This window comes from Lentzea waywayandensis (assembly GCF_900115955.1).
Classification (GTDB): domain Bacteria; phylum Actinomycetota; class Actinomycetes; order Mycobacteriales; family Pseudonocardiaceae; genus Lentzea; species Lentzea waywayandensis.
This window is the reverse complement of record NZ_FOYL01000002.1, coordinates 826,835-852,144: the sequence shown is the minus strand read 5'-3', so window position 1 is coordinate 852,144 and position 25,310 is coordinate 826,835. Positions and strand designations below refer to the sequence as shown.

The window sequence follows — 25,310 nt, the reverse complement described above, 5'->3', positions numbered from 1 at the left end:
GTCCTGATCGACAATCCGTCAGGTTCTGTTTGGGACCGGCAGAACAGGGCGAGGGAGAGATGGCGCTGTCCAAAGTCACGTCACAGGGGTGGTTCCAGGGTTCCGAGCAGACTCGCGGCCTCCAGTTCATCGGCGCGATCGAGCTGTTGCGGTTGCTCGACCGCCTGTCCTCCCGGCCGCGCTGGCCCTCCCGCGACGTGCCGCTGCCGATCGTCCAGCTGCGCCGCCCGCCCGGTGTGGAGCGTCCGCTCGACGCCCTGGCGAACCGGCCTGCCGGCGCGCGTGGCCGCCGGGTCCCGTTCGCGCTCGTCGACGGCGCCGCGGAGTCCCGGCGCAAGCTGCTCGACGACGTGGTCGGGCAGCTCGCGAGCGAGGTGCGGGGCGTGGCGCGGCTGCGGTTTCCGCGGTTCGCCCTCGTGGGATGGCTGCTCGATCTGACGTTGCCCGCCGGGGTCGAGGCGGACGAGGAGGAACGGGAGATCGCGCGGGAGTTCCGGATGCACCTGCAACGGCGCATGCGGGTGACGCGGGACGGGATGCAGGACCTCGCGCAGGACTTCCCGTGGTGGATCAGGCTGGTCATCGGCGTGATGCCGCGCATCGGCCTGGCGCTGATGGCGTTGTTGTGGCGCCCGGCGAAGTGGGTGGGCGAGCAGTCGCTGGGCGGCCGGTCACACCAGGGTCTCTACCGCCTCGCCCGTGCGGTCGTGAAGGACCGCCTGGCGGAACGGCACGAGGACGAGGTCGGCGACCTGCTCGTGCGCGCGTTGCTGGAGGACCTGCGGCGTTCGCACCGGCGCTGGACGGTGTGGGGGACGGGCCGGCGGCGCACGGGCCATCCGTGGCTGCTGCTCGACGACCACGACGGCGACTGCGCGGGACAGTGGCTGGTCGACGCGATCGGACGCGTCCGCAACGGTGTGCAAAGTGGACAGTCGTGGCGGGCGAACCCGTTGAACCGCCCGGATCCGCTGCTCGTGATCGTGGCGAAGGAGTCGGCCGACGTGCCGGCGACGCACGCCGCGGACGCTCTCGCGGGCTACCACGACTGGCTCCGGCAGCTGTCGCGGTCGGGGAACTGGGTACTGGAGCTGGAGACCGACGCCACCGATCCCGCGCGCGGCATCATCGGCGCTCTCTCCGAGTACCCGCCGCTGCGCCTGCGCCGGGCCGTCGCCGCGCCGCTCGTGCTCCTGGTGCTCGCCGGGTCGCTCGTGGCCGTGCCCTTCGTCAACCACGGCAGGTGCGACGACTGGTGGTCGCCGTCGTTGCGCTCGCCGCTGGAACGCGTCGGCGCGGAGTGCATCGGGGTGTCGGCGGATCCGTTGCGGCACTTCGTTCCCGACTCGGTGCCGCAGGACATCCGGCCCGCGCTGGAGGACGTCTACGGCCGGATCATGGCCGAGAACCGCAAGGCGGCGCTGCGGCCGGACGCGATCACCATCGTGTTCCTCAGCGTGCTGACCCCGAGCACCGCCAACAGCTTCCACGCCCTGGTCGAGGAGCTGCGCGGGGTGTGGGTGGCGCAGAAGAACAGCGACGTGCCCATCAAGATGTTGCTGGCCAACGGCGGCGAAGGGCCGGGCGGTCGCGGTCTGGCGTCCAGTGACATCGCCGCGGACAAGATCATCGAACTGGCCGCCCGCGACCGGAGCGTGGTCGCGGTGACCGGGCTGTCGATCAGCTCCGACACCGCCAAGTCCGCCGTGAAACGGCTGGGCTCCAACGCCTTGCCGATCATCGGCACGCTGACCTCCGCCGACGACATGGCGAGCGTCAACGAGTACTACTACCAGGTCGGGCCCAACAACCTGCGCGAGTCGAAGGTCGCCGCCTACTACCTGCGGAACCGGTTGAACGTGACGAACGTGGCGATCTTCTTCTCCGGCGACACGAGCGACAGGTACAGCCAGAACCTGGCCGAGGACGCCCGGCTGTCCTTCGCCGAGCGCGGAATCGTGGTCAGCCAGTACAAGTCGTACCGGGTCGCGAACGACGACGAGGGCCTGGCGCCGGCGAGCCTCGGCCAGGGAGCGTGCCCGGCGGAGGCCACCCCCGGCTACGCGGTCTTCTACGCCGGCCGCGCCCAGTACCTGGCGGAGTTCCTGCGCGGTATGAACAGCAAGTGCCAGGGCAGCACGCCGCCGGTGGTCGCGAGCGACTCGTCCACGCGGTTCATCCTGGAGGGGACGATGGCCCAGTTCCCGAACGTGCGGCTGGACTACCTGTCGTTCGCGAGCCCCGCCGCGTGGGCCGACTGCGCCAAGGTGCCGTTCTACAAGAACTACCTCGACGTGTTCCGCAAGACCTGCCAGACGTTGGGGGACGGGCGTTCGGCCGCCGCCTACGACGCCATGCAGGTACTGGCGGAAGGGGTCCGGCAGGTGCGGCGGACGGATCCGGGGGCGCGCGTGCGGGAAGGCCTGCTCGCCGGGATCGGCAGCATCCGGCCGGACAACGCCATTCAGGGCGCCACCGGGACGATCGGGTTCGGGGCGAGCACGCGCGTGCCGTCGAACAAGGCCGTGCTCGTGTTGCAGGGCAACACGGACACGACCTCGACGCCTCGGTTGCTGTGCGGTGAGCTGCCGTTCCGCGAGGACCTGGCGGCCGGGCTGGAGCAGGACGGGGGATGCCCGCGCGATCCCCAGTAGGTCAGCGTTCCGGACCCAGCACGGGCTTCACGTCGACGATCGGCGTGCCGTCGATGGCCTCCAGGTGCGCCACTCGCAGCTTGAGGCCGTCCACCGCGGTGATCCGGACGTGGTGCAGCCCGATGGGGTTCGGGCGGTCCGGCGAGCGGGTCGAGAACACGCCCGTCTCCGGCCGGTCCAGATCGCTGCGGGGATGCACGGCCAGCACCGACCTGTCGGCGCGGTCGAGCCAGGTCAGGACCAGGACGTCCTGGCCCGCTTCCAGTTCCCGCATCGCCCGTGCGTACTCGGGCGCGAACACGAGCAAGGCCTCCGGCGCGCCCTCGTCCGCCTGCTTGGGCGCGGCGGAGCGGTCGGTGAGGGGCGATTCGACGTGGCCGATCGGCTGCAGCTTCATCAAGTCCCGCAGTAGGTCCGGTAGGTGGCACTGAAGTCCCGCGGCGCGGGATCGGCGAAGTATTCCAGGCCGGGTCGTTCGCCGAACGGGGAGGTAACCGCTTTCAGCAGACGGTCGAACGGATCCAGGTCGCCGGCCGCCCCGGCCGCCAGCGCCTCCTCCACGAGGTGGTTGCGCGGGACGTAGACGGGGTTGACTCGGTCCATCGCCCCGGCGTCCGGTTCCAGGTCGAGCCAGCGCGCGAGCCAGGCGTCGATGGCCGCGAGGTCGAGGAACAGCGATCGGGCGGGTTCCGCGTCGCCCCGAGCCGCCTTGCCGAGCAGGTGGAAGAACGACGTGAAGTCGACGTGGTTCTCGTGCATCAACGCGAGCAGGTCCTGCAGCAGTGGCTTCACGTCGCCGGACACCCCGAGCTTCGCCCGCATGCCGCCGATCCAGGCCTCCTCGAAGTGCGCGTCGAACGTCCGCAGCGTCGCGAGGGCCAGCGAGACCGCTTCGTCCTCGTTCTCGCTGAACAACGGCAGGAGGGCCTCGGCGAGGCGGGCGAGGTTCCACTCGGCGATGATCGGCTGGTTGCCGTAGGCGTACCGGCCGCGGTGGTCGATGGAGCTGTACTTCGTCGTCGGGTCGTAGGCCTCCATGAACGCGCACGGGCCGTAGTCGATCGTCTCGCCGGAGATCGTCATGTTGTCGGTGTTCATGACGCCGTGGATGAAGCCGACCAGCATCCAGCGGGCGACGAGGGACGCCTGGGCGGCGACCACGTGCGCGAACAGCTCCAGGTAGGTGCTGCCGGGGTGATGGCGGGCGATCGCGTGGTCGGCGAGACGGCGCAGCAGCTCGTGGTCGCCGGTGTTGCGGGCGTACTGGAAGCTGCCGACGCGCAGGTGCGACGCGGCGACCCTGGCCAGGACGGCACCGGCCAGCGGTTCCTCGCGCTGGACCACGTGCCCGGTGGCAACGACGGCCAGCGCGCGGGTCGTGGGGATGCCGAGCGCGTGCATGGCCTCGCTGACCAGGTACTCGCGCAGCATCGGGCCGACGGCCGCCAGTCCGTCGCCGCCGCGGGCGAACGGCGTGCGGCCGGAGCCTTTCAGGTGAAGGTCGCGGAGGCGGCCATCGGCGTCGGTCAGTTCACCGAGCAGCAATGCGCGGCCGTCGCCGAGCCTGGGGGAGTAGCCGCCGAACTGATGACCGGCATAGGCCTGGGCGACGCCACGACCGCTCAGGAGAAAAGGCAGACCGTCAGCGCGCAGCCAGGCGGGATCGAGGCCGAGTTCCTTCGCGAGTGGCTCGTTGAGTGCCAGGAGTTCCGGTTCGGCGGCCGGGACGGCCTCCCACGAGACCGCCATCTCCGGCACCGCGTCAGCGAAGTCGCTGCTCAGGCTGATGTTCACGCCCTCAACGGTACCGGGTGGGCGCCGCTGTGAGTGTGATCGCGCTCTCACCTCGAACTCGGCTGAACCGATCGGAGGGGTCGTACGTGATTGGGGGTGAACAGGTTGACGAAAGTCCACTCAGGAATGAGAAAAACAATGCGTCGCAAGCAAGTTGGGTTCGCTGCTGCCCTTTTCGCGGTCGGTGTCATCGCTCTGACGGCGTGCGGTCAGGGTGCCGCGCAGTCTGGATCTGCTTCTCCCGCAACGGAACAGGCCCAGGAGACGCAGCAGGCGTCCGCCGAACAGTCCGATGTGGACTTCCTGCGCGGATCGGCGAACTCCAACAAGGCCGACCAGAACACCGGCGACCGCGCTCCGGCGACCGCGTCCCCCGAGGTCAAGCAGAAGTGGGTCGAACTGCGCGTCGCCAACGCCGGCGGTCTGGAGCCCGCCGTCGTCAACGGCAAGGGACTCACGGTCTACTGGTTCAGCGACGACCCGGTGAAGGGCGGAGTGTCCAACTGCAACGGTGACTGCGCCAAGACGTGGCCGCCGATCACCGTCGCCAAGGGCACCAAGCTCTTCTTCCCCGGCATCAAGAGGGAGAACATCGGTTTCGTCAAGCGCCAGGACGGCGCGACCCAGGTGACGATCGGCGGCCGCCCGATCTACCTGTTCAACAAGGACGAGAAGCCCGGTGACATCAAGGGCCAGAACGTCGGCAACAAGTGGTTCGTGATCAACCCCGAGGGCAAGCGCGCCGTCGCCCCGGCCGAGGCTCCCGCCACCCAGCCCGCCCCGCCGGCTCCCGGTGCCAAGCCCGCGAGCTCCGTGACCTTCTTCACCGGCAAGAACTTCGACGACTTCAGCGGCAACAACTTCGCGACCGGCGTCAAGGTCGAGGCCCAGTGCGGCGACCTGCGCGGTGGCTTCAAGTCGCTCACCACGGACGGCGCCGTGAAGATCTGGTCCGAGCCGGGCTGCAAGGGCAAGTCCGCCGTCGTGACCGACGACGTGGCGGACACGGCCCCGCTCGGGTTCCCGGACGGCGTGAAGTCCTACATCCGCGCGTGAACCTGATCGGGTGAACGCCGAGGCCGCCAGAGCACCCCAGCTCCGGCGGCCTTTCGGGCTCGCTACGCTCCCTGCATGCGCTACTCCGCCATTGCGCTGGCTTTCCTCCTGCTCGGGTGCGGTACCGGGACCTCGTCCCTGCCCACGATCACCCCCGCCGTGCCCTCGGTCACCGGCTCGCCGCTGCCCGACCTTCAGCCGCGGCTCGACGCGATCGGCGTCCTGCTCACGGACTGCGCGGCGCGCCTGCGAGGCGAGCCCGTCGCCCCGGCCGACAACTGCACGCACGTCATGCCCGACGTGACAGGGGTGATCGACGAGGTCGAGAAGCAGTCGGCCAGGCTGCCACCCGCCGGTCAGACCGCCCTCGCCGAGGTGCGCCGCCAGCTCGCCGAGATCGCGCCGTGCGAGCCGTGGTTCGCGGCCGGCGGGGTGAGTGCCGACGGAAAGCTCGACGCCACGTGCAAGAAGGCGTGGGACGCGCTCTTCAACGGGTACAGCGCCGTGCGCAACGCGGCCTGAACAGCTGGGCCGGAAGTATCGTCCGAACCTGAGCGCACCGTCGGCGCCAAGGTGTCTGCGAGTACCACCAAGCCGTGATCGAATCGCCGTTGCCGGCACTCAACCCGTTCGCCTGCTGTCGGATCGGCGCTGTGATGTGGTGGCCCAGTCGGCAGCAGGAAAGCGCGGACGCCGTCAGGGTCGCGCGGGGCAGGCCGGTCGTGTGACGGACACCGTCTCCGGCGACCTGCTCAGCCCGGTTCCACTGTGGACTGGACGACCTCGCCGAAACGCGCGGTCAGCTCGTTCGAGATCTCGTAGTGGCGCACCAGGAACGTGCGCTCGTCGAGCTTCTTGCGGCGCAGCCAGCCCGTCACCTCGGCGTTGCACTTGCTCGCGTTGCAGGATCCGCACGCGGGCACGACGTTGCCGAGCGTGTAGCGGCCTCCGCGGGAGATGGCCTGCACGCAGTCCTTCTGCAGCGAAGCCGCGGGAGCGGCGCAGTAGGCGCAACCGCCCCACGCCGTCTTGAGAGCGTCCCACTGCTCGTCGGTGAGGTCGTTGATGACGCGGGCCATGCGCTTCTTGCGCTTGCGCGCGGCGCGAACCTGTTTGCTACCGCCGGTCGGCACGATCGGTGAGACTACGCGTCGCGATGGTCAACAGGTCGGAGGCGGGCCCCCGGGGTGTCCGGCCGGACGGCCAGACCGCCCTCAACGCGCGGTGCAGGTCCACGTCGGCGACCTCGACCCGGACGAGCGTGCGGGCGGCGATGTCGGCGGCCACGGTGTGGATGCTCAGGACGGCGGGGCCGATGCCGCCGATCGCGGCCGCCTTGATGGCGGTGGTCGACGACATGTCGAGCAACGGCCCGGCGGACTCGGTGATGCCCGCGGCCTTCAGCGCGTGCTCCCAGGCCTGCCGCGTGCCCGAGCCCGACTCCCTGCTGACCAGCGGCGTCGCGGCGGCCTTCGCGGCGCTGACGCGACGACGCCGGGCCCAGGGATGGCCGGGTGCGACGACGAGCACGAGCTCGTCCTTCGCGACCACGCGGCTGGCCAGGCCCGCCGGCACGTCGGTGCTCTCGATGAACCCCAGGTCGGCCTTCTGGGCCAGCACCTGCTCGGCGACGTGCACCGAGTTGCCCGCGGACAGCACGGTCGCGGTGTCGGGGCTGACGGACCGCAGCGCGATCAGCCACGCGGGCAGCAGGTACTCGGCCACGGTGAGGCTCGCGGCGATCCTGAGGTGGCTCTGCCGGTCCGCGCGCAGGCTGGTGATGCCGGCGTCGAGGTCGGCCGCCCGCTCCAGCACCTGGGCGGCCCACCCGGCCACGAGCTGGCCCGCCGTGGTGAGCCGGGCGCCGCGCGAGGTGCGTTCGAGCAACGTGACGCCGACGCGGGCCTCGAGCGTCCTGAGCCGTTCGCTGGCACTGGGCTGGGACATGCCGTGCGCCTGCGCCGCCCGGCCGATGCTGCCCAGCTCGGCGACGCTGCGCAGCAGGTCGAAGCTGGTCAGGTCGGTGACCCTGGACGGCAGAGGCATAGGGACAGCCTATGTGCACCTCGGCGATTGGTGCCTACCGAGCCAGGCGCGGCGCGGGGATTGTCATGTCGTGACCGCTCTCGCACCTCAACACACCGTGCCCGTCGGGGTGCGACGAGCGGCACCATTCGGCCCGAACCTCTTCGCCTCGGTGATGGGGACGGGGATCGTCGCCACGGCCGGAGCCTCGATGCCCGGCCTGCGCACCGCCGCCACGTACGTGTGGGCGCTGGACGCCGCGCTGCTGGTCTTCCTCGTGGCCGCCGCCCTGAGGCGCTGGACGTGGGCGACGGTGCGCGCGCAGCTCGCCGACCCCGTGATGGCCCAGTTCTGGGGCGCGCCGCCGATGGCGTTGATGACCGTCGGCACGGGTGCGTTGCTGCTCGGCTCCGACTGGATCGGGCTGCCCGCCGCGCTCGCGCTCGACTGGACACTGTGGACGGCAGGGACGCTGCTCGGGCTGGCGACCTCGGTGCTGGTGCCGCTGCGGATGATCGGTAGCGGCGAACGCGCGTTCGCCGGCTGGCTGATGCCCGTGGTGCCGCCGATGGTGTCCGCCGCCTCCGGCGCGTTGCTCGCCCAGCACCTGCCGGAGGGATCGTCGCGGCAGGCCATGGTGCTCGGCTGCTACGCGCTGTTCGGCGTCAGCCTGTTCGCGACGATGGTGATCGTGCCGCAGATCTGGCAGCGGCTGGTGCAGCACGGCCTGGGCGCCGCCTCGACCGTGCCGACGCTGTGGATCGTGCTCGGGCCGCTGGGCCAGTCGATCACCGCCGCGAACCTGCTCGCGGGTGTGCCCGTGCTGCCCGGCCAGGCCGCGTTCGGGGTGCTCTACGGCACGATCACGTGGGGGTTCGCCCTGCTGTGGGTCGCCTTGGCGGCGGCCGTCACCGTGCGGACCGCGCGGCGCGGGCTGCCGTTCGCGTTGACGTGGTGGAGCTTCGTCTTCCCGCTCGGCACGCTGGTGACCGGGACGAGCGCGCTCGCGGTCCGGGTTCCCTCCGCGATGTTCTCCGGGGTTTCCGTTGTGCTGTACGGAGTGCTGGTGGTCGCGTGGGTCACCGTGGCCGCCCGAACGCTGTTGCGCCGGTAGACGTAGACTGTCCCCATGAGCCCGGAAGCCCGCCACCTCGTCATTCTCGTTGAAGGACAAGAGCTTCCGCGCGCCGTGGTACGGCTGACCGGCGCCGTCGAGGAGGCGTTCACGCACGACCTGCGCTGGGAGCCGTCGGATCTGCTCGGCCGCGTTCCGTCCGAACCGGACTGGACGGCTCGCGAGGTGGGGGTCAGCGACGCCAACGGGTTCCTGGTCGGGATGATCCGCGCGATCCGGTCGCGCGACCACGAGTCGGAGCTGACGGACTACAAGTACTACGCGTCGTTCAGGGACGCGCTCGGCGTGCTCGACCTCGCCAACGCCGACCGGCTCCTCCGCCGGCCGGAGGGTGGCGTCGAGGAGGAGTACGCCGGACACCAGACGTGGGAGCGCGGCGAGAAGCTCCACCGCATCGACTCCGGCCAGGACAAGCCGGAGGAGTACGTCGCGCTCAGCCTCGTCGAGGCGGCTCAGGTCAAGAGGCTGATCGACGCGCACTGGGACCGCGGCTGCACCCACCACGTCGTCCTGGTGGACAAGCGTCCGGTGGCCGTGGTCACCAGGGTGGCGAAGGACCCGGACAGCGAGCTCGCGTTCACCGGCGACCCGGAGCCGCAGCCGTCGAGGTTGCTCGCCCAGGCCGCTCGCGAGCCGCGCATGGACGCCGTGCAGACGTCCATGGCGACCGCGGTGGAGACGATGGCGAGGCTCTCGCTGAGGTGGCGGACCGAGGCACGGGCGGGCGAGACCGCCGGATACGCGGTCTTCCACCAGCTGACCGACGTCCTCGACCTCGACTCGGCCCACGCCGTCGTGCCGGAGCCCCAGGGCCGGTTCTCCGTGCCGCTGAACGACTCGGAGAAGGCCGGCCTCACCGCCCGCCTGCACCTCCGCGACGCCCGCCGGGAGGCGCAGCCGATCGACGGCCACTTCTACTTCGCCGTCTTCGGGCTGCTGCACGAGGTCATGGACCTGGACAACGCGCACTCGCTCCTCCGTGTCGACGGTTCCCAGCAGTGGGAGGCGCTCCAGCGCGACGGGCAGTGGCTGCCCACGGTCAAGCCGCGCGAGCTGCACACGCTGCCGCTCACGAAGTCCGGTCTCGACCGCGTCACCCGTCAGGTGGCGAAGGAGCAGCTGACCCGCTGACCGTCTGATAGCGCGCGTGCAGGCGCCGCAACGCCTGCTGTTCCGCTTCCAGGGCGGGAAGTTCCGCGAGCTGCTCGGCCCGGGACAGGCAGTGCTTCAGGAATTCCAGCGAGTCGATCAGGTCGGGGATCACCCACGGCTGGGACTCGCGGACGCAGCCGCGCTGCAGCGTGACGGTGCCCCGGATCGCCTGCTCCGCCTCGCTCCAGCGGTGCAGGGCGGCGAACGCGTTGGCCGTCGACCACGTGGCGATGGCGCACCTGGCGGCGTAGGCGTGCGGCGACTGCGGGACCAGCGCGTACAGCACGCGGGTCGCGGTCAGGTAGCCCTCCAGCGCGGTGGCGTGATCACCGCGAGCGGCCAGGCGGTTCGAGAAGTTCAGCACCACCTGGGCGTACTGCGGTCCGTGCTGCCCGGGGTCGCGCTGGTGCAGGTCCTGGATCAGCAGCAACGCCTGCTGACCGACGTCGAACGCGTCCTGGCCCGCCGCGCTCAGCGCGGTCGCGTACGTGTCGAGGGCGGCGATGTAGCGCGGCAGGTGCCGGCCGGGGTCGCGGTCGGCCAGGTCGCGGAGCAGGGCGACCGACTCGGCGGCGAACTCGGCCGCGCGGCCCGGCTCTCCGGTGTGGGCCGCGCAGGCGAGACCCAGTGCGATGGCCTGGTCCTCGAGGCCGAGTTTCCGGGACAGCTCCAGGGCTTCGAGCGACGCGGCCGCCGCGCGCTCGCGGTCCCTCACGGCGTGGTTGCTCGCCACGACGGTCTGCAGCGCGTCGAACAGCAGGCCCTTGTCGCCGACACCACGGGCGACGGCCACGGCCTCGTCGGCCTTCTCCCGGGCGTACCAGTGGTGGCCGAGCACGGCCACCGCCCGGGACAGGACGACCAGCGCGCGGACGCGGAGGTCCTGGCCGTGTGCGTTCCCGGCGGCGCGGTGGGCGAACGCGGCGGCCTGTTCCGGTCGCTCGCCATCGAGCATCCGGGTGGCGAGGTCGAGGTCGAGCATGGGGCTGGGCTCGTCCGCCGGATCGGTCTCGGTGCCGAAAGTGTTGCGGGCGAACAGGTCCAGCGCGATCTGCGCGATGGCCGAGCTCAGCCGCGAGTCCTGCCGCGGCAGCCTGAGGTAGGCGTCGACGGCGACCTCGTAGCTCGCCGCGGGAAAGGCTTGGCGCAGCAGGCCGATGAGCCGCGCGGGATCTTCGGCCGTGGTCGTCGCCTGCGCGAGTGCGGGCAGGCAGGCGTCCGGGTCGTCCGTCAAAGCCTGTGCCAGCGCGAGATCCGCGGCCTCCGCGGCGACGCCTGGTACGGAGGCCAGGCGGCACAAGGATTCCACGGCATGTGGACGATCCGCTGCCGCGACGGCGCGCAGTGCGCCGACCAGCACGTCCGCGCCACGATCTGGTTCTCCGTAGGCGTTCAGTGCTTCACGCACCAGTTCGTCGCCCGATTCCACTGGGGAGAGAAAGTCGACGGTGCGGTGGAGGTCGTAGAGCTGGGCGCTGAAACCCGGCAACGCGGTGAGCAGCGCCTCGGTCGATCGCCTGTCGCGCACCGGGAACAGCGCGGGCAGCGCGAGGGTCAGGGAAAGGGTGATCGGGTCGTCCGCGAAGCCCAGTCCGGCGTCACGGACCTTGGTACGCCAGTGCTCCAGGTCTTGGGGCATGGAATCATGTAACCAGCTCTCGTGCGTGTGCAGGGTGCCGATCTGGGCAGGCCCGTGGATCCGTTGTCGCGGCTGGCGGAACGGCTCTGGTGGTTCACGACGGGTGGCGACCCCGGCCCGTTGCTGGAGGACGCCGCGGTCGACGAGTCCCGGGCGGCGCTGGCGGCCCGGTCCGGACGGCCAGGCCGAGGTGCTCGACCGCGACGCCTCCGCCGCCGACCACCTGCGGGCCCGGATCTCGGTGCTGCTCGACGCGTTCGTCGTGGTGGTGTACCGGCAGTTCCTCGCCCGGCCGGAGGAGGTGTGGCTGCTGGAGGAGTCGGTCGTGGCCGCCCGCCGAGCGCTGGGACTCACGGCCGAGGACGATCCGTTGCGCGACGGCCGGATCTACGCACGCGGTGCGGTGCTGGACGCCCGGACCAGGATCTCGTCGCCCCGCCGAAGCCGTGGAGTTGTTGCGCGGACTGGCTTCCCGGACCGCTGATGACGATCCCGTGTCTCCTCGCGCTGTGCAGGGCGTTGCCGGAGTCCGACCAGACGTTCGCGGTGCTGTCCAGGGCGATGAGGGTGAGCGATGAGCCGGGCTGCGATTTCGGACGATGCCCGGCTGTTTGTGAGAATGCCGGGATTTCGAACGTGCAGCCACGCCTTTCGCGACGTTCACACCCTGACGTTCACACCGACGAGCCCCAGGTCGCGACCAGACCACCGCTCTCACCGGTATTATCCGGAAACCGCGGAAATGCGCTCTGACCAGCAAGATCACCTTCGCACCGGAAACCTTAAAGGCATTTAAAACCAACAGGGTTCTGTTCGATTTGAACCTCGTCCGTGACCTCCCCGTAGTCATCGGTACAACACCGTTCGACCCCCCGAGGAGACACAGAATGGGCGCTCGACACCGCAAGCCCGCCATGATCGGCGCGGGCGCCGTGCTGGCGGTCGCCGCTGTCGCCGGTGGCATCTTCGCCTTCAGCGGCACCAACTCGAACGCGGCTGAGGACTGCGGTGGACTCGACACCGCGCTCCAGAACAACCTGACCTTCATCGCCGGACAGCAGGCGAACCCCGACGCGCAGTCGGACGCTCGCATCGCCAACCGGCAGGCGGTCGTCAACCTGATCAACCAGCGGCGTGCGGCCGCCGGTTGCGGCAACAACGTCCAGGCCAAGCCCGAGGCCGGGCAGGCCGCCACGTCCGGCGAGGACTGCGGCGGGCTGGACAAGGCGTTGCAGAACAACCTGACCTTCATCGCGGGGCAGAAGAGCGCTCCGGACTCCCAGTCCGAGGCCCGCATCGCGAACCGGCAGGCCGTGGTCGACCTCATCCAGCAGCGACGCAAGGCGGCGGGCTGCAAGGGTGACGGCGGCGCGGCGAACGCCGGCCAGGGCAACGCCAATCAGGGCAATGCCGGTCAGGGCAACAACAACGCCGGCCAGGCACCGGCCCAGCAGCCCACCAAGCAGCCCGACGCGAACCAGGGCAACAACAACGGCGGTGGCGCTACCGGCCAGCAGGTCTGCAACGGCTCGACCGTGACGCTGTCCGGCGAGGGCGGCGAGCCCGCCGCGTCGAGCGGCACGTTCCCGATCGGCACCACGCTGAAGGTCACGAACCTGGACAACAACAAGTCCACGACCGTCAAGGTGGCGTCGGTGTCCGGCAGCTGCGCGCTGCTGAACAACGCGGCCTTCGAACAGGTCCGTGAGCCCGGCAAGTTCCTCATCCGCAACGCGCGGATCGAGAAGATCGGCTGATCTGTCCACAAAGGACGGCATGAGGCCGGGTGTTCCCGTCAAGGCGCGGGGGAACACCCGGTTTCGTGCCGTTCGTGCGCGGTCACCGGGAATAACGATCTCGTGGTGGTCAGAAGCCTGCCCAGGATGAGACCTTGGTCTTCGTGACCGAGAAAGCCGAGAAAGCCGGGAAAGCACCGTCCGTCTTCCGGAACACGGCGTTCCTGCGTCTGTGGACCGGCACGACCGCGTCGGGCCTCGCGATGTGGGCGATGCCTTTCGTGCTGGGCCTGGCCGTGCTGGAACGCTCGATCACCGCCGTGGAACTGGGCGTCGTCCTGGCCACCAGAACCGCGGGTTTCGTCGCCGCGGTCCCCGTCGCCGGAGTGCTCGCCGACCGGCATCCCCGTCGCGCCGTGGTCTTCTGGTCCTGCCTCACGGCCGCGGTCATGACACCGGTCATCGCGGTCGGCATGGGGAAGTCCCTGCTGCTCATGGCCGTCGCCGCGGCGATCGTCGGTGCCGGTCAGGGCGCCTGCCGGCCCGCGTTCCAGGCGCTGGTGGCCGAGGTGGTCCCGGAGTCGGGACGGCAGCAGGCCAACGCGGCGACCACCCTGGCGATCAGGGTGACCACGCTGGTCGCGCCGAGCCTCACCGCTCTCACGGCACTACTCGTGGACGCCCGCGCGCTGCTGGCGATCACCGCCGTGATGTGGCTGTGCGCCGCGCTCGTGCCCCCGAAAGGGACGGGCCAGCCGGTACAGACCAGCTCCGCTCGCGCGGGTTTCGTCGCCGACTTCCTCGACGGCATCAGGGAGGCTCGCCGGCACCCGTGGTTGCTCGGCGGGCTCGGCGCGCTGACCGCGATGATCGCCTTCGGCTACTCCGCGACGGCCGTCCTGCTGCCGGTGGTGAGCCGCGACCGCTACGACACCGAGGCGGTGCTGGCGGCCGCCACGACCGCGTACACCCTGGGAGCCCTCGCGGGCGCGATGCTGATCGCCCGCTGGCGGCCGCGTGCGGCGGGATGGGCGTCGCTGGCCGGACTCGCCTGCTACGGCCTCATCCCGCTGGGCCTGCTGGCGCCGGTGCACTCGTTCGTGCTGATCGCCGTGTACGTCGTCGCGGGCATCGGCATCGAACTGTTCAACGTCCCGTGGTTCACCGCGATCCAGCGCGAGGTCGAACCGGGCAAGCTCGCCCGGGTGTCCTCATTGGACTTCCTGCTCTCCTACGGCCTGGCGCCGATCGGCCTGGCGTTCATCGCGCCCGCGATCGACCGGTTCGGTGCGAGTGCCGTGCTCGGCGTCTGCGCGGTGATCTGCTTCGCCGCACCCGCCGCCGCCGCGCTGATCCCGTCGTCGCGCGGGTTCACCAGGTCCAGCTGAACCCGCGGACACCCGGCTGCACGTCCAGCGCCACGTCCAGCAACGTGCGGCCGGGGGTCACGGCGGAGCCGTCCGCGAGCTGGACGACGGAGGCGGGCGCGTCGCCCTCGAACGTCACCTCCAGCACGTACTCCCGAGTCGGCAGACGGAACTTGCGCTCGTAGTTCGTCGCAAGTGGACACGGGTCCTGGTTCACCAGCTCGTGCTCGATCACGACGCTCTCGCCCTTGCGCAGCGGCCGCTCGAACAGCAGCTCGGCGACCAGCAACCCCTCGGACGGTTCCCGGACCACCTGCCCGACCGTGCAGTTCTTCAGAGCGTTGACCAGCGGCAACGGCTGGTCGTGCGCGTCGACGTGCATGATCACGACCCACCGGTCCGGCCCGGTCATCGACGCCGACAGCACCTGCCGCGACCGGAACGCCCGCTCGGTGCGGTCCGCCCCGATCGTCACGAAGTCCTGCTGGCTCACGCGCAGGAGCTGGTCGTCCCACTGCGTGTCGAGGTCGTGCAACGCGTGCTCGACGGGCGTCGGGGACGGCCAGAACGCCGACATCGGCGCCGGGGCGTGGCGCAGCCAGCGGCCACGCGGGCGCGGCGGCCCCAGCAGTTCCGAGAGGTGGCCGGGCGGCAGTTGCAGGATGTGTTCCAAGTGGACGACGGCCTGGAGCGACTTCTGGCGCTCGGGGCGGCTTCGGCCCGTCTGCCAGTAGCTCAGCGTCGCCATCGAGACGGTCACGCCGTTCTGGGAGAGGTGCTCACGCAGGCGCTCCAGACCGAGACCGCGATTCGTGATCGCCGTCCGGAGCGCCTGCGCGAACTCGTCCACGCGAGCCACGCTAATGCATCTGCACGTCCGCTTGCACCCCTCCCGGCGGCTGGTATGGCCGGTAGGTGACCTGGCGTCCGTCGATCACCATCTCGACGTCGACGGTGTCGGGGAACGGCGGGCCCATCGGCCGCAGCAGGACCGGGTTGCCCCCTGCCTGGTGGATCCGGATGTTGACGCCCTGCTGCGTTGCGATCAGCTGTCCGACCAGGTCACGGGCGTTTCCGGCACCGACGTTCTCGGCGGCGTCGGGCTTCATGTGCCAGTTCGCGTTCTCCACCAGCGCGCCGTTCATGTGCCCCTGGTGCATCGGCCGGCTGACGGTGTACTCCGCCACGAACCTGGTCACCGCCTGGTGGGTGGCCGCCAGGCCCACCACCTGCTGGCGCAGCGTCACCGGGTCGACACCGCGGGCCTGCGCGACGACGGCGTACAAGCCGTTGTCGGTGACCGGTGGCGTGGGCTGGCGGACCAGCACGTCCTCGTTGAGGAACCGCAACTGCCGCTGCGTGTTGCTCACGTGGTCGGACGCGACGAGCCCGTGTGCCGCGACGACCTTCTGGTCCTTCTGGATGCCCGCCTGCATCTGCTCGAACGGCGCGGGCATCGGCGCGGACACGGCCGGGTTCATCCGGTTCTTCTGCGGCGCGCCGAGCTGGGTCTCCATCTTGCGGGGCGGGTTCCACGTGTTCGTGGTCTGCCCCTCGGCGGGAGGCAGGAACGGCTCGACCACGGCGTGCTCACCGGTGGCGAGACGGGCGCGCTCGTCGGCGAACTTCGTGCCCTTCTTGGCGGGCTTGCCGTCGAGGAACCGCTCCGACACGTTCGGCAGCGCGGTGTGCGACTGCGGCAGCTTGCCGTCCGTGATCAGCCCGTAGGCGATCCTGGACAGGTCGGTGCCGGTGTCGCCCGCCACGAAGTCGGTCGTGAACGCCTGGCCGCGCACCGGGTGCCGGTTGTTCTGAACGTCCACTCTGGCCAGTTCGGTGGCGGCGTCCATCTTCGCGGGGTCGGCCGGCGTGTGCAGCTTGGCCAGTTCCGCTGCGTAGAACCGGTTGAGCGACTGGCCGAGCTGCCCGAACTCCGCCTGGCCCTGGCCGAACCGCACGTTCGGGTCCACCAGCGGCACCAGGCCGTCGACGAACAGGTTCGGCTCCGGCGTGTAGGGCAGCAACGGGTGGATGCCCTGCTGGGTGCGCCGCGCGTGCATGTCCGCGTCGATCACGTGCACGAACCGCTCGTGGAAGCCCGGCTCGTCGAGCTTGGCCCGGTAGGCGTCCTTCTGCGCGTCCGTGGTCTTCGAGTCGCCGTTGATGCGGTCGAGGACATCGGCGTGCAGCTGCTCCGGCGTGACCGCGACCCGGTAGCCGCCGCCGATCATCAACGGTCGCAGCGGCGCCGGGACGTCGAGACCGTCGGCAGGGCCGACCTCGTCCGCGTCCGTGAGCCGGGCGACGTGGTCGAAGACGTGCCCGCCCTCGCGGGTCGTGCGGTCGCCCGCGTCGAAGTCCATGACCGCCACGTACGGGTGCGTTCCGGTGGCCGCCAGGGCGGTCACCGCGAACACGTGCGCGTCGCTCTCCAGCGTCGCGTTGCGGGTCTCGCCGAACTTGAAGCCACTGGACCCGTGCGGAACGCTCACCAGCGCGACCGGTTCCGCGCGGCCGGTGACCGACGGGGTCGCGGTGGCGATCGCGGCGTCGATCTCCGCCTGCGTCGCGCCGTTCACGCCCAGCACGAACGCCACGCGGCCGTCCATGTCCTGCGTGCCGGCCATGACGCCGTTGATCACATTGTCGAGCTGGTCGAGCTCGCTCGCCCGGACGATCATGCTGACCACGAACGACGGCTTCTCGTTGGCGTCGATGCTCTGCTGCGTGCGCTGGAGGTAGTTCTCGGCGGTGATCTGCGTGAGCGGGTGTCCCTGGGCCAGGTTCTGGTACGCCGCGTTGTGCACGCCGTTCTCGTTGAACGGCGTGGTGTCCTGCTGCTCGGCCATCTCGACGTCCTCGTTGTCCTCGATGGACAACTCGGCCAGTTCCTCGCGGGTCCGCTTGACGGCGTCCCCGGCGGGGTCGGAGTCGAGATGGTCGTTGCCGCGCTTGGGCATGTTCGGCGGCGGCAGCTCGGATCGTTCCTCGACGACGGGCTGCGGCCTGTTGTGCGTCTGCAGCGCTTCCATCCGGTTCTGGACCAGCTGGAGGTGCCGAGGCTTGAGCTGGGCGTCGGCCTTGTCGATGCCCTGGGTCATGGGGGTGTTGTCGTTGACGACGCGGCCCCGGCCGTCCTGGTGCTGGAAGATCGGCTTCACGTCGCCGGTCTCCAGGTACTCGTCGCGCAACCCGAGGAAGTGCCCGACCTCGTGCGCCAGGCGCCGCGAGTCGGTGTGCGCGGGCCAGGTGAGCTGGTTGGCCCGGCCCTTCGGGTCGTTCGTGACGTCGATCGTGGCGTGCGCGTCAGCGGGGTTGTCGGTGAACTCGACCGTGACGTGGAACTGCTCGCCGCCGGGCAGCTTGTAGCCCTGGTTGTACAGCTCCTCGACGCCCGCGCGGGTGCGGTCCTGAACGTCGGCGTCGCCGCCGTTCAGGTGCAGCCGCACGGTGAAGTCGCGGACCGGCACGCCGTCCACGTTCAGCACGCGGTTGTCGTACGCGATCGGGCCGCGCCACGCCTGCATCTTGATGCCGTGCGGGCCGACCTTCGTGGAGTCGAGGACACCGCCGTCCTCACCGCGCACCCAGCTGGTGGCCGGGGTCGTGGCACGGACGTCCGCGATGGCCTGCGAGGACACCGGGTTCTGCGGGTCGAACCAGGCCGCGTTCGTCTCCGTGCTGTGCAACGGACTCGGGTCGCTGGGCGGCACGTGCGACGTCGGCGCCTCCAGCGGGGGAGCGGACGGCGCCGGGTCGTCGGCGACCATGCCGTCACCCTGCAGGTGCGCCTTCATCTCGGCGATCGCCGCGGGGTCGAGCTGGACCCCGAGCGCCTGGCCGAGCTCGGCCTGGTTGTCGGTGACGGCCTGGGTGAAGGCCTCCGGGCTGACGAGGCCTTCCGGGACGATCATCGACTTGGCGAGCACCTGGTGCACCCACAGCGCCTGGCTGTAGGAGTCGGGGCCGTAGACCGCGATCTCACCGATCGAGTCGGACAGCGGCGGCGCGCCCATCACGTCGATGATCGCGGTCTCCTGGGCGAAGTTGAACGCCCGGTTGTAGCCCTTCTCGTGGTTGAAGATCTCGGAGGCGATCTTCGCGGGGTCCGCCGCGAACGTCGGGCTGCCCTCGAGGGTGTTCCACAGCTGGTGCGACCAGTCGTCGAACTTCCCGTGGCCGGGGTCGTCGGCGAACGCCGCGATCTGCTCGCTCTCGATGATCGGCCGCTTGAACTCGTCGTTGAACGCCTTGGTGACGGCCTCGAGGCCGTGCTGGTCGACCAACGCCGCGACCTCGCCGGCGCGGGTGTGCAGGACCACCGAGGCACGCAGCAGATCCAGGCCCGCCTTGTGGTCCAGGTACTTCTTCGGGTTCTCCTTGAGCTCCGCCTCCACCTGCTTCATCAGAGGGGTGGCGTTCTCCACGGCGTCGTCGGTCAACGCCACCAGCTGGGTCTCGGCCTCGCTGCGGGGAGTGGGAGCCGACGGCGGCACGGGCTCGGTGGCCGGCGCCGGGTCGTCGGCGACCATGCCGTCGCCCTGGAGGTGCTCCTTCAGCGCGGTGACCAGCTCCGGCGTCAGGTCGACGCCGAGAGCCGCACCGATCTCGGACCTGTGGTCCGTGACGGCCCTCGTGAACGCCTCCGGGCTCACGATCGCGTCGGACGGGATGATCTCCGCGTCGCCCAGCACCTTCTGCACCCACAGCGCCTGGCTGTAGGAGTCGGTGCCGTACACCTGGGTCTCGGCGATGGCGTCGGCCAGCGACGGTGCGCCGACCAGGTCCGCGAACGCCGTCTCCTGCGCGAAGTTCGTGCCGCGGTTGTAGCCCTTGTCGTGGTTGAAGACGTCGGCGGCGAGCTTGTCCGGGTTCGCGGTGTAGGACGGCGTGTTGCCGATCGTGTCCCACATCCGGTGCGCCCAGCCGTCGAACGCGGCCCGGCTCTCCGGCGTGCTCAGGTCGCCGAACTGCGCCAGCTGCGCCGTCTCGATGATCGGGCGGCCGAACTCCCTGGTGAACGCCCGCGCCACCGATTCGACGCCGTGCCGCTGGATCATCGTGGCGATGTCGTCGGTCCTCGTGTCGAGCACGACCGACGCCCGCAGCAGGTGCAGGCCCGCCTCGGCCTGGACGTACTTGCCGGTGTCCGAGTTCAGCTTCTGCCCCACCTCGGTGGCCAGCGGGGAGGCGTTCGTCATCGCGTCCGCCGTCAGCGCCTTGAGATGGCTCTGCACCACGACGTCCGGCACGCTGGTGGGCGCCTCGGTGTCGGTGCTCGACGTGGTCGCCTCGGTGGACGGCTGCGTGGACGGCGCGTTCGGCGGCTGCGGTGCCGGAGGGGTCTCGACGTTCCTGCTCGTTGACGCCTTGCTGGACGAGGACGTCTCGGGCGCCGGCGGTTGTGGTGCCGGACGGGTTTCGACGTTCCTGCTGGTCGACGGCTTGCTGGACGACGAGGTCTCGGGTGCCGGTGGTGCCGGACGGGTCTCGACGTCGCTGCTCGACGGCTTGCTGGACGACGACGTCTCCGGTGCCGGAGGAGGCGGCGGGGGAGTGGACGACGACGCTGTCGTGGTCGTCGCCGGCGGGTTGTTGTACTCGGCGACCTTCCGGTCGACCACCGCCTTCTTGTCCCACCACTCCTGCTGCCGCCCGTCCGCCGTGGTGCGGGCGTCGTTCAGCTTGGTCTCGGCCTCCGTGACGAGGGCCTTCTGCGCCGCGTGGTCGGCCTCGAGCTGGGCCATCGCCTGGTCGTGACGGGCCTGCTGCGCGATGCGGGCGGCATCGAACTGCGCCACGACCTGCTGCTGCGCCACGAGGTCCGCACGCCGGGCGGCGGCCTCCGTGCGCAGACCGCCGATCGCGTTGTTGGCGGCGTCGAGCCGGTGCTGGGCGTCCTGCATGCCCGCCTTCGCGCTGGTGAACGCGCTTTCGGCGGTGCGCAGCGTCGTCTGGGCGTTCGTGTGCGCCAGACGGGCGGCGTCGACCTGACCCTGCAGGGCCGCGTTGCCCGGCGTCGCGGCCAGCTGGCTCTCCAGCGTCCGCAGCGTCGTGGCCTTGGCCTCGATGTCCGACTTCGCGTCGTCGATCTCGAACTGCGCGGTCATCGCGAGCGCCCCGAAGCCGCCGACCTTGGGCGACAGCTCGGAGATCGCGTCGAGCGTGCGCTGCGCCTCCTGGCGGGCGGTCTCCGCGCGGGTCTCCAGGTCCGGGAGCTTCGCCTGCTCGTCGAGGTGATCCTGGATCGCCTTGTTGTAGTCGATCTGGACGGGTGTGAAGGAGGAGTCGGCCCTGGCGAGCGTCGTGGCGGAGGTGTTGATCACCTGCTGCGCGGCGTGCCGCTGGGCGTCGACCTCGACCTCGGCGGTGCGCCAGGCGTCCGCGGCGGCCTTCACCTCGGCCTGGGCGGACGTGAGCTCCGGGCTGAAGTTCTTGCCCAGCACGGTCTGCGCGTCCGTCGTCGGCATCCGGACCGCGGCCGAGTTCGGCACGGACAGGTCGACGACGGCGGTCCTGCCGCCGATCGTCGCCACCACGCGGTACTCGACACCGAACTGCACCAGTCCGGTCGTGGCCTTCGGCTTGAGGTTGTTGACCTTGTTGTCGGTCTGGCCGCCGGAGTTCGCCGTGGAGTCCTCGCCGGCGTGGCGCAGCTCGACACCGCTCGTGCCGAAAGCGACGTTGTCCTTCGGGTCGGTGTTCTGCTTGATGCCCGCGCCACCGGTCGCGAGACCGACGGACAGGTCGCCGCTCTCGGTGACCTTCGAGTCCGTGCTGGTCGCGGTGACCTGCGACTTCGGGTTCTCCAGCGCCACCCCGTCGCTGAGCGAGCCCAGCGTCGGGTCGACCAGCTTGGCGTAGACCTTGACGTCCGCGTCCTGGCCGAACGTCAGCGCGGCCTCGTGCAGGCCCGGCACGGTCAGCGGGCCGGACAGCATGCCCGGCAGGTGCGGCTGCAGGTTCTCGGGGCTCAGCGTGGACAGCAGGCTGTTCAACGCGCCCGTGCCCTTGCCGGTGAGGCCCTTCTTCGCGCCCGCGTCCTTCAGCGCCTGGATCGTCGCCTCACGCAGGTCCTGCGCGCCACGCAGGTTCTCCACCGACGCGCCCGGCGGCAGCGTGGACGGGCTGCCGTCCTGCTGCCAGTCGGAGGCGGCCTGCGGGGTGCCCTGGTCGGCCGTGCGGGAGTTCTGGTCCTTCGTGTAGGGCTGCGGCGCGGCCGAGCCGTCGACCTTCTGGTTGTCCGCGTGCAGGCGGACGGTCATCTTCTGTTCGCCGCTCTCCGACTTCGCGACGAGCTTGTCGCCCTTCTCCACGACGAGCTCGAACTCGATCGGCACGCTGTAGCGCGCCGCCGGTCCGCTGCCCGCGCGGAAGCTCGCGAACTGGTCCGTCGTCGAGGTGGAGACCGAGCTGCTCTTGGACTGCCCGATGTTCCCCGCCGCCATCACACCCGCGGTGCCGGAGACGTTCGGGTTCGCGCTGCCCGGCTGGGCGAGGCCCGGTGCCTTGAGCCCGATGCCCCACCCGGTGCCGCGGCCCTGGCCGTCGGTCACCTTGTGCGAGCCGGCGATCGTCGACTCCATCTCGACGCCGTCGTTGACGACGTTCTGGAACTCCGGGGTGCCCGCCTTGGCCCGCAGCGTGACCTGGTACGAGTCCTTGCCGAACGTGCCCGGCTGGTGCACCAGCAGCGGCACGCCGCCGTCCAGCGCGCTGTCGACCATCGCCTTGACGCTGGCCGGCGAGCTGAAGTCGACCAGGCGCTGGAGGTTGCTCATCGAGTCCTTGAGCACCGAGTCCGGCAGCAGCGGTTCGCCGAAGCGCTTCGCCGTCTTCGCGTTGACCTTGCTGGACAGGTCCGCGACCACGTCCGACAGGTCCGGCACGCTCTCCACCGTGGACAGACCGAGCGCGCCGGGCTCGCCCTCCGCCACCGTCGCCGGCGGCGCCATCTTCGGGAACTCGGGCTTGGGCACGGTCGGCTGCACGTCCGGCAGCAGGCCCATGTCCCGCGCGACGTCCTCGGTCACCCGCACGAAGACGGACTTCGGCAGGCTGACGGTCGCGCCCTCGGCCTTGGGCGTGGTGCCGGCGATGAAGTTCGCCGCGCGGCTCTCGCCGACCACGGTGACGTCGGCGTCGAGCTGCACCAGCACGGTGCGGCCGCCCGCGGGCGTGACGTAGTTGCGGTCGTGGCTGCCGCCGACCTCCTTGCCGGTCGACTTCGAGTCCGACCACGGCGTGACCTTGCCGGCCACCGCGAAGCCACCGGCACCGCTGGCGGGCGTGGGCTCACCGGCGGGCGGGGCGGGGTCGTTCGGCTTGATCGGCACGTTGATGCCGCCGGTGACGTCGACCGACCGGTTGGTGGACGACGCCTGGCCGGCCTTGTAGCCGCCGGTGCTGGCGTTCTCGGTACCGGTGTTGTCCGAGATGGACACGATCTTCGGGTTGCTCAGCCCGAACTTGACGCCGATGGCGCCCGTGCGGTCGGTGACGCGGCGGTCGTACTTGAGGCCCTGCTCCTGGATGCCGGTCTCGGTCAGCGTGCGCAGGTTCGCCTTGATGTTCTCCGGGGAGAACATCTTGTCGATCTGGGCGCGGGACGCGGTGCCCGGCACGGTCAGCGCCGAGTCGCCACCGGCCGCGCGGTTGAGCGCGTCGATGGCCTGGTCACGCAGCGCCGTCGTGTTCGCCACGGCCTCCACGTGCAGGAAGTCCGGCGCCTTCTCCTTGGGCTTGGTGCTCAGGAGCTTGTTGACGGTCGGCGCGTCCTTGAGCCTCCTCGGCTCCGGCGTGCCCGGCTCGAACCCCTTGCCGGGGTCGGAGTCCAAAGTGGAGCTGTCCGACACCCAGAGGTTGACCTCGCCCTTGATGGGCTTGAGGTCGGTGGCGCCGCCGCCGGTCTTCGCGACCGTGGTCTGCTCCGGCGAGTGGAAGCCGGGGGCGCCGGGCACGATCCGCCGCACCCAGGCCCGCGGCCGGGTGAACGTGGTGATCTCGACCTCGAACTCCACGTCGCCGCGGAACACCTGGGCGTTCGGGCTGCCGACGCTGAGCGAGGTGCTGTTGACCGTCGGACCGGCCGACGTCTTGTCGGTCCACGAGTGGTTGTACTTCACCCCGGCCTGCGGCGTCGGCGTCAGCTTGGCGATCTTGGTCTCGCGCGGGATGACGAGCTTGCCCTCGACGCCACCGCTCCAGCCCTTGGTGGTGCTGCTGGAGCTGTCGAGCTTCGGGCCGGTCGACGACGCGTCACGGACGTTGCGCGCGTCGGCCTGACCGAGGTGCTTCGGGTCGGAGACCTTGGCCTTGACCGTGACGTTGACGTACGTGTTCGTGGACTTGCTGCTGCTCTTGAGCTGCACCTGGACGCCCGGACCCATGAGGCTGTCCATGTTGGTCCGCAACGCCGCCGGCGAGAGCTGCGAGGTCAGCCTGCGCTGGTTCGCGAGCTGCTCGGCGACGTCGGAGAAGGCCTTGCCCTTGCTGCTGCGCGGGTTCGCGTTCGGGTCGTTCCAGTTCGGCAGGAACCTCGCCATGCCGGGGATGTCCCGCAGCGCGTCCTCGACCTGCGTCTGGACCTCCGAGGCCACCTCGAACTCGCCGACCTTGGCGTTGCCCGCGGCGAGCGCGTCACCCATGTACGGCGGCGGGAACTTCGTGCCCTTGTTGGAGTCGTCGACGATCGTGTTGCGCGTGCCGTCCGGAGTCGGCAGGCCGATCTGCCCCGCCTCGGGCAGGCCGACGCGCAGGTAGGTCGTGACCGGGAACTGGACGGTCTTGCCGCTGGGCGTGCGGACCTCGACCTCGGCGGTCACCTTGTACAGGCCGGTGTCGCCCTTGAGCTGGATGCCGCTCTTGTGCGCGGTGTTGATGCCCGCGTTGACGTTCTCGGCGGTGCGCGCGGAGTAGCCGGCCGTGACGCCGGCCTGGCCGCCCAGCACGTTCGGCAGACCGGAGTTGAAGCCGAGACCGGCGTTGACGTCGCCACCGGACTTGGTCGTCGAGGACACACCACTGCTGTGCGCCGACGTCTCGTGCAGGCGGAGCTGACCGGTGCCGAGCGTGCCGACGAGCTCCGCGCCCTGCAGCTTCGCCTTCATCTGCACTGCGGCACCCTTGCTGGCGTGCGGGCTGATCAGGTCCGGTGACGTCACGTAGGCGCCGCCGAGCATCGCACCGAGGTTGTTGCGGATCTCGGTGGGGCTCAGGAAGTTCTGCAGCGCCTCACGGCCGGGCGAGCCGACCTTGACGATCGACGGGTGGAGCTCGCGCGCCACGTCGGCGAACGCCTTCGCCGGGTTGTCGACCGAGACCGCCTCGGGCGCGGGGTGCTCGAGCTTGGTGCCCCACTTGCCGTCCGCCGGCGTGACCGCGGCGGAGGTGTTGCCCGAGCTGGTGATCGTGGCGAGGTCGTTCGGGATCTGCAGTGTCACGTCGGTGCCGGTGTCGACCGTGGCGACGGGCCTGAGCCCACCGCTGGCGTTGGCCAGCGTGATGTCGTAGGACACGTTCACCGTGGCCTGCGTCGACCCCTCGCCCGCGCGGATGATCCGCTGGTCGGTGAGCGACGACGACATGCTCTGCGACTGCGCCGGCGTGGCGAGCTGCGCCTTGCCGCCGAGCGAGCCGTACGCGCCGAGCCCGCCACTGGCCGAGGCCGAACCACCGATGTCGTTGGCCGTGGCGACGGTGTGCGTGGCCGACGACGAGTTGCCCGACTGCGCCGTCGCGTCGACCTTGACA

At 70.5% G+C, this 25,310-nt stretch carries 15 protein-coding genes (1 of these 15 cut by a window edge); 8 read left to right on the top strand and 7 right to left on the bottom strand.

Annotated elements, in window-relative coordinates:
* Positions 1-59 precede the first annotated feature (59 nt).
* Entirely contained in the window at positions 60-2,654 is a 2,595-nt protein-coding gene (locus tag BM417_RS08705; protein WP_093589734.1) for an ABC transporter substrate-binding protein, read from the top strand.
* 1 nt (position 2,655) lies between these two features.
* Here BM417_RS08705 and tsaA read toward each other — a convergent pair whose 3' ends face one another.
* Together tsaA and BM417_RS08695 are read right to left on the bottom strand one after the other, a co-directional pair.
* Positions 2,656-3,051, bottom strand: coding sequence for a tRNA (N6-threonylcarbamoyladenosine(37)-N6)-methyltransferase TrmO (tsaA, locus tag BM417_RS08700; RefSeq protein WP_093589731.1), 396 nt, complete (start codon positions 3,049-3,051; stop codon positions 2,656-2,658).
* A complete protein-coding gene (locus tag BM417_RS08695; protein WP_245821787.1) occupies positions 3,051-4,448 on the bottom strand; it encodes a protein adenylyltransferase SelO in 1,398 nt (465 codons plus the stop codon). Before BM417_RS08695 ends, tsaA begins: the two co-directional genes overlap by 1 nt.
* A gap of 138 nt (positions 4,449-4,586) precedes the next feature.
* On the opposite strand from BM417_RS08695, the gene BM417_RS08690 reads away from it, so the two are divergent.
* Positions 4,587-5,504, top strand: a complete 918-nt coding sequence (locus BM417_RS08690) for a COG4315 family predicted lipoprotein (RefSeq protein ID WP_093589728.1) — start codon at positions 4,587-4,589, stop codon at positions 5,502-5,504.
* Positions 5,505-5,579: 75 nt separating this feature from the next.
* Complete coding sequence (locus tag BM417_RS08685) at positions 5,580-6,026, top strand: hypothetical protein (protein ID WP_093589725.1); 447 nt, start codon at positions 5,580-5,582, stop codon at positions 6,024-6,026.
* A gap of 230 nt (positions 6,027-6,256) precedes the next feature.
* On the opposite strand, the gene BM417_RS08680 is transcribed toward BM417_RS08685, so the two are convergent.
* The gene (locus tag BM417_RS08680; protein ID WP_218164394.1) at positions 6,257-6,637 is read right to left on the bottom strand and encodes an HNH endonuclease; all 381 of its coding nucleotides are present in this window, start codon (positions 6,635-6,637) and stop codon (positions 6,257-6,259) included.
* On the bottom strand, positions 6,621-7,550 hold the full coding sequence (locus BM417_RS08675; RefSeq protein WP_177320338.1) for a LysR family transcriptional regulator: 930 nt from the start codon (positions 7,548-7,550) through the stop codon (positions 6,621-6,623). The genes BM417_RS08680 and BM417_RS08675 overlap by 17 nt, the downstream gene beginning before the upstream one ends.
* 70 nt (positions 7,551-7,620) lie before the next feature.
* On the opposite strand from BM417_RS08675, the gene BM417_RS08670 reads away from it, so the two are divergent.
* Positions 7,621-8,643 carry a TDT family transporter gene (locus BM417_RS08670; protein WP_245821786.1) on the top strand — a complete coding sequence of 341 codons (1,023 nt, stop codon included), beginning with the start codon at positions 7,621-7,623 and terminating at the stop codon, positions 8,641-8,643.
* Between the two features lie 15 nt (positions 8,644-8,658).
* On the top strand, positions 8,659-9,795 hold the full coding sequence (locus BM417_RS08665) for a hypothetical protein (RefSeq protein ID WP_143138566.1): 1,137 nt from the start codon (positions 8,659-8,661) through the stop codon (positions 9,793-9,795).
* Here BM417_RS08665 and BM417_RS08660 read toward each other — a convergent pair.
* On the bottom strand, positions 9,758-11,455 hold the full coding sequence (locus tag BM417_RS08660) for a hypothetical protein (protein WP_093589718.1): 1,698 nt from the start codon (positions 11,453-11,455) through the stop codon (positions 9,758-9,760). The genes BM417_RS08665 and BM417_RS08660 overlap by 38 nt on opposite strands.
* Positions 11,456-11,558: 103 nt before the next feature.
* Here BM417_RS08660 and BM417_RS08655 point away from each other — a divergent pair, with 103 nt between their 5' ends.
* The 3 genes from BM417_RS08655 (at position 11,559) to BM417_RS08645 (ending at position 14,579) form a co-directional block, all read left to right on the top strand.
* Positions 11,559-11,939 carry a hypothetical protein gene (locus BM417_RS08655; protein WP_143138565.1) on the top strand — a complete coding sequence of 127 codons (381 nt, stop codon included), beginning with the start codon at positions 11,559-11,561 and terminating at the stop codon, positions 11,937-11,939.
* Positions 11,940-12,576: 637 nt separating this feature from the next.
* Positions 12,577-13,212, top strand: a complete 636-nt coding sequence (locus tag BM417_RS08650) for a hypothetical protein (protein WP_407656136.1) — start codon at positions 12,577-12,579, stop codon at positions 13,210-13,212.
* A gap of 143 nt (positions 13,213-13,355) precedes the next feature.
* Positions 13,356-14,579: an MFS transporter gene (locus tag BM417_RS08645; protein ID WP_143138564.1), complete on the top strand. Its 1,224-nt coding sequence runs from the start codon at positions 13,356-13,358 to the stop codon at positions 14,577-14,579.
* Here the strand turns inward: BM417_RS08645 and BM417_RS08640 are convergent.
* Together BM417_RS08640 and BM417_RS08635 are read right to left on the bottom strand one after the other, a co-directional pair.
* Positions 14,563-15,408, bottom strand: coding sequence for an XRE family transcriptional regulator (locus BM417_RS08640; RefSeq protein ID WP_245821784.1), 846 nt, complete (start codon positions 15,406-15,408; stop codon positions 14,563-14,565). The genes BM417_RS08645 and BM417_RS08640 overlap by 17 nt on opposite strands.
* A gap of 10 nt (positions 15,409-15,418) precedes the next feature.
* Positions 15,419-25,310: the 3' end of a hypothetical protein gene (locus tag BM417_RS08635; RefSeq protein WP_093589710.1), read on the bottom strand. It continues 18,776 nt past the right edge of the window; 9,892 of the gene's 28,668 nt are visible here — the last part of the coding sequence; its start codon lies beyond the right edge, outside the window — the gene reads right to left on this strand; it ends in the stop codon at positions 15,419-15,421.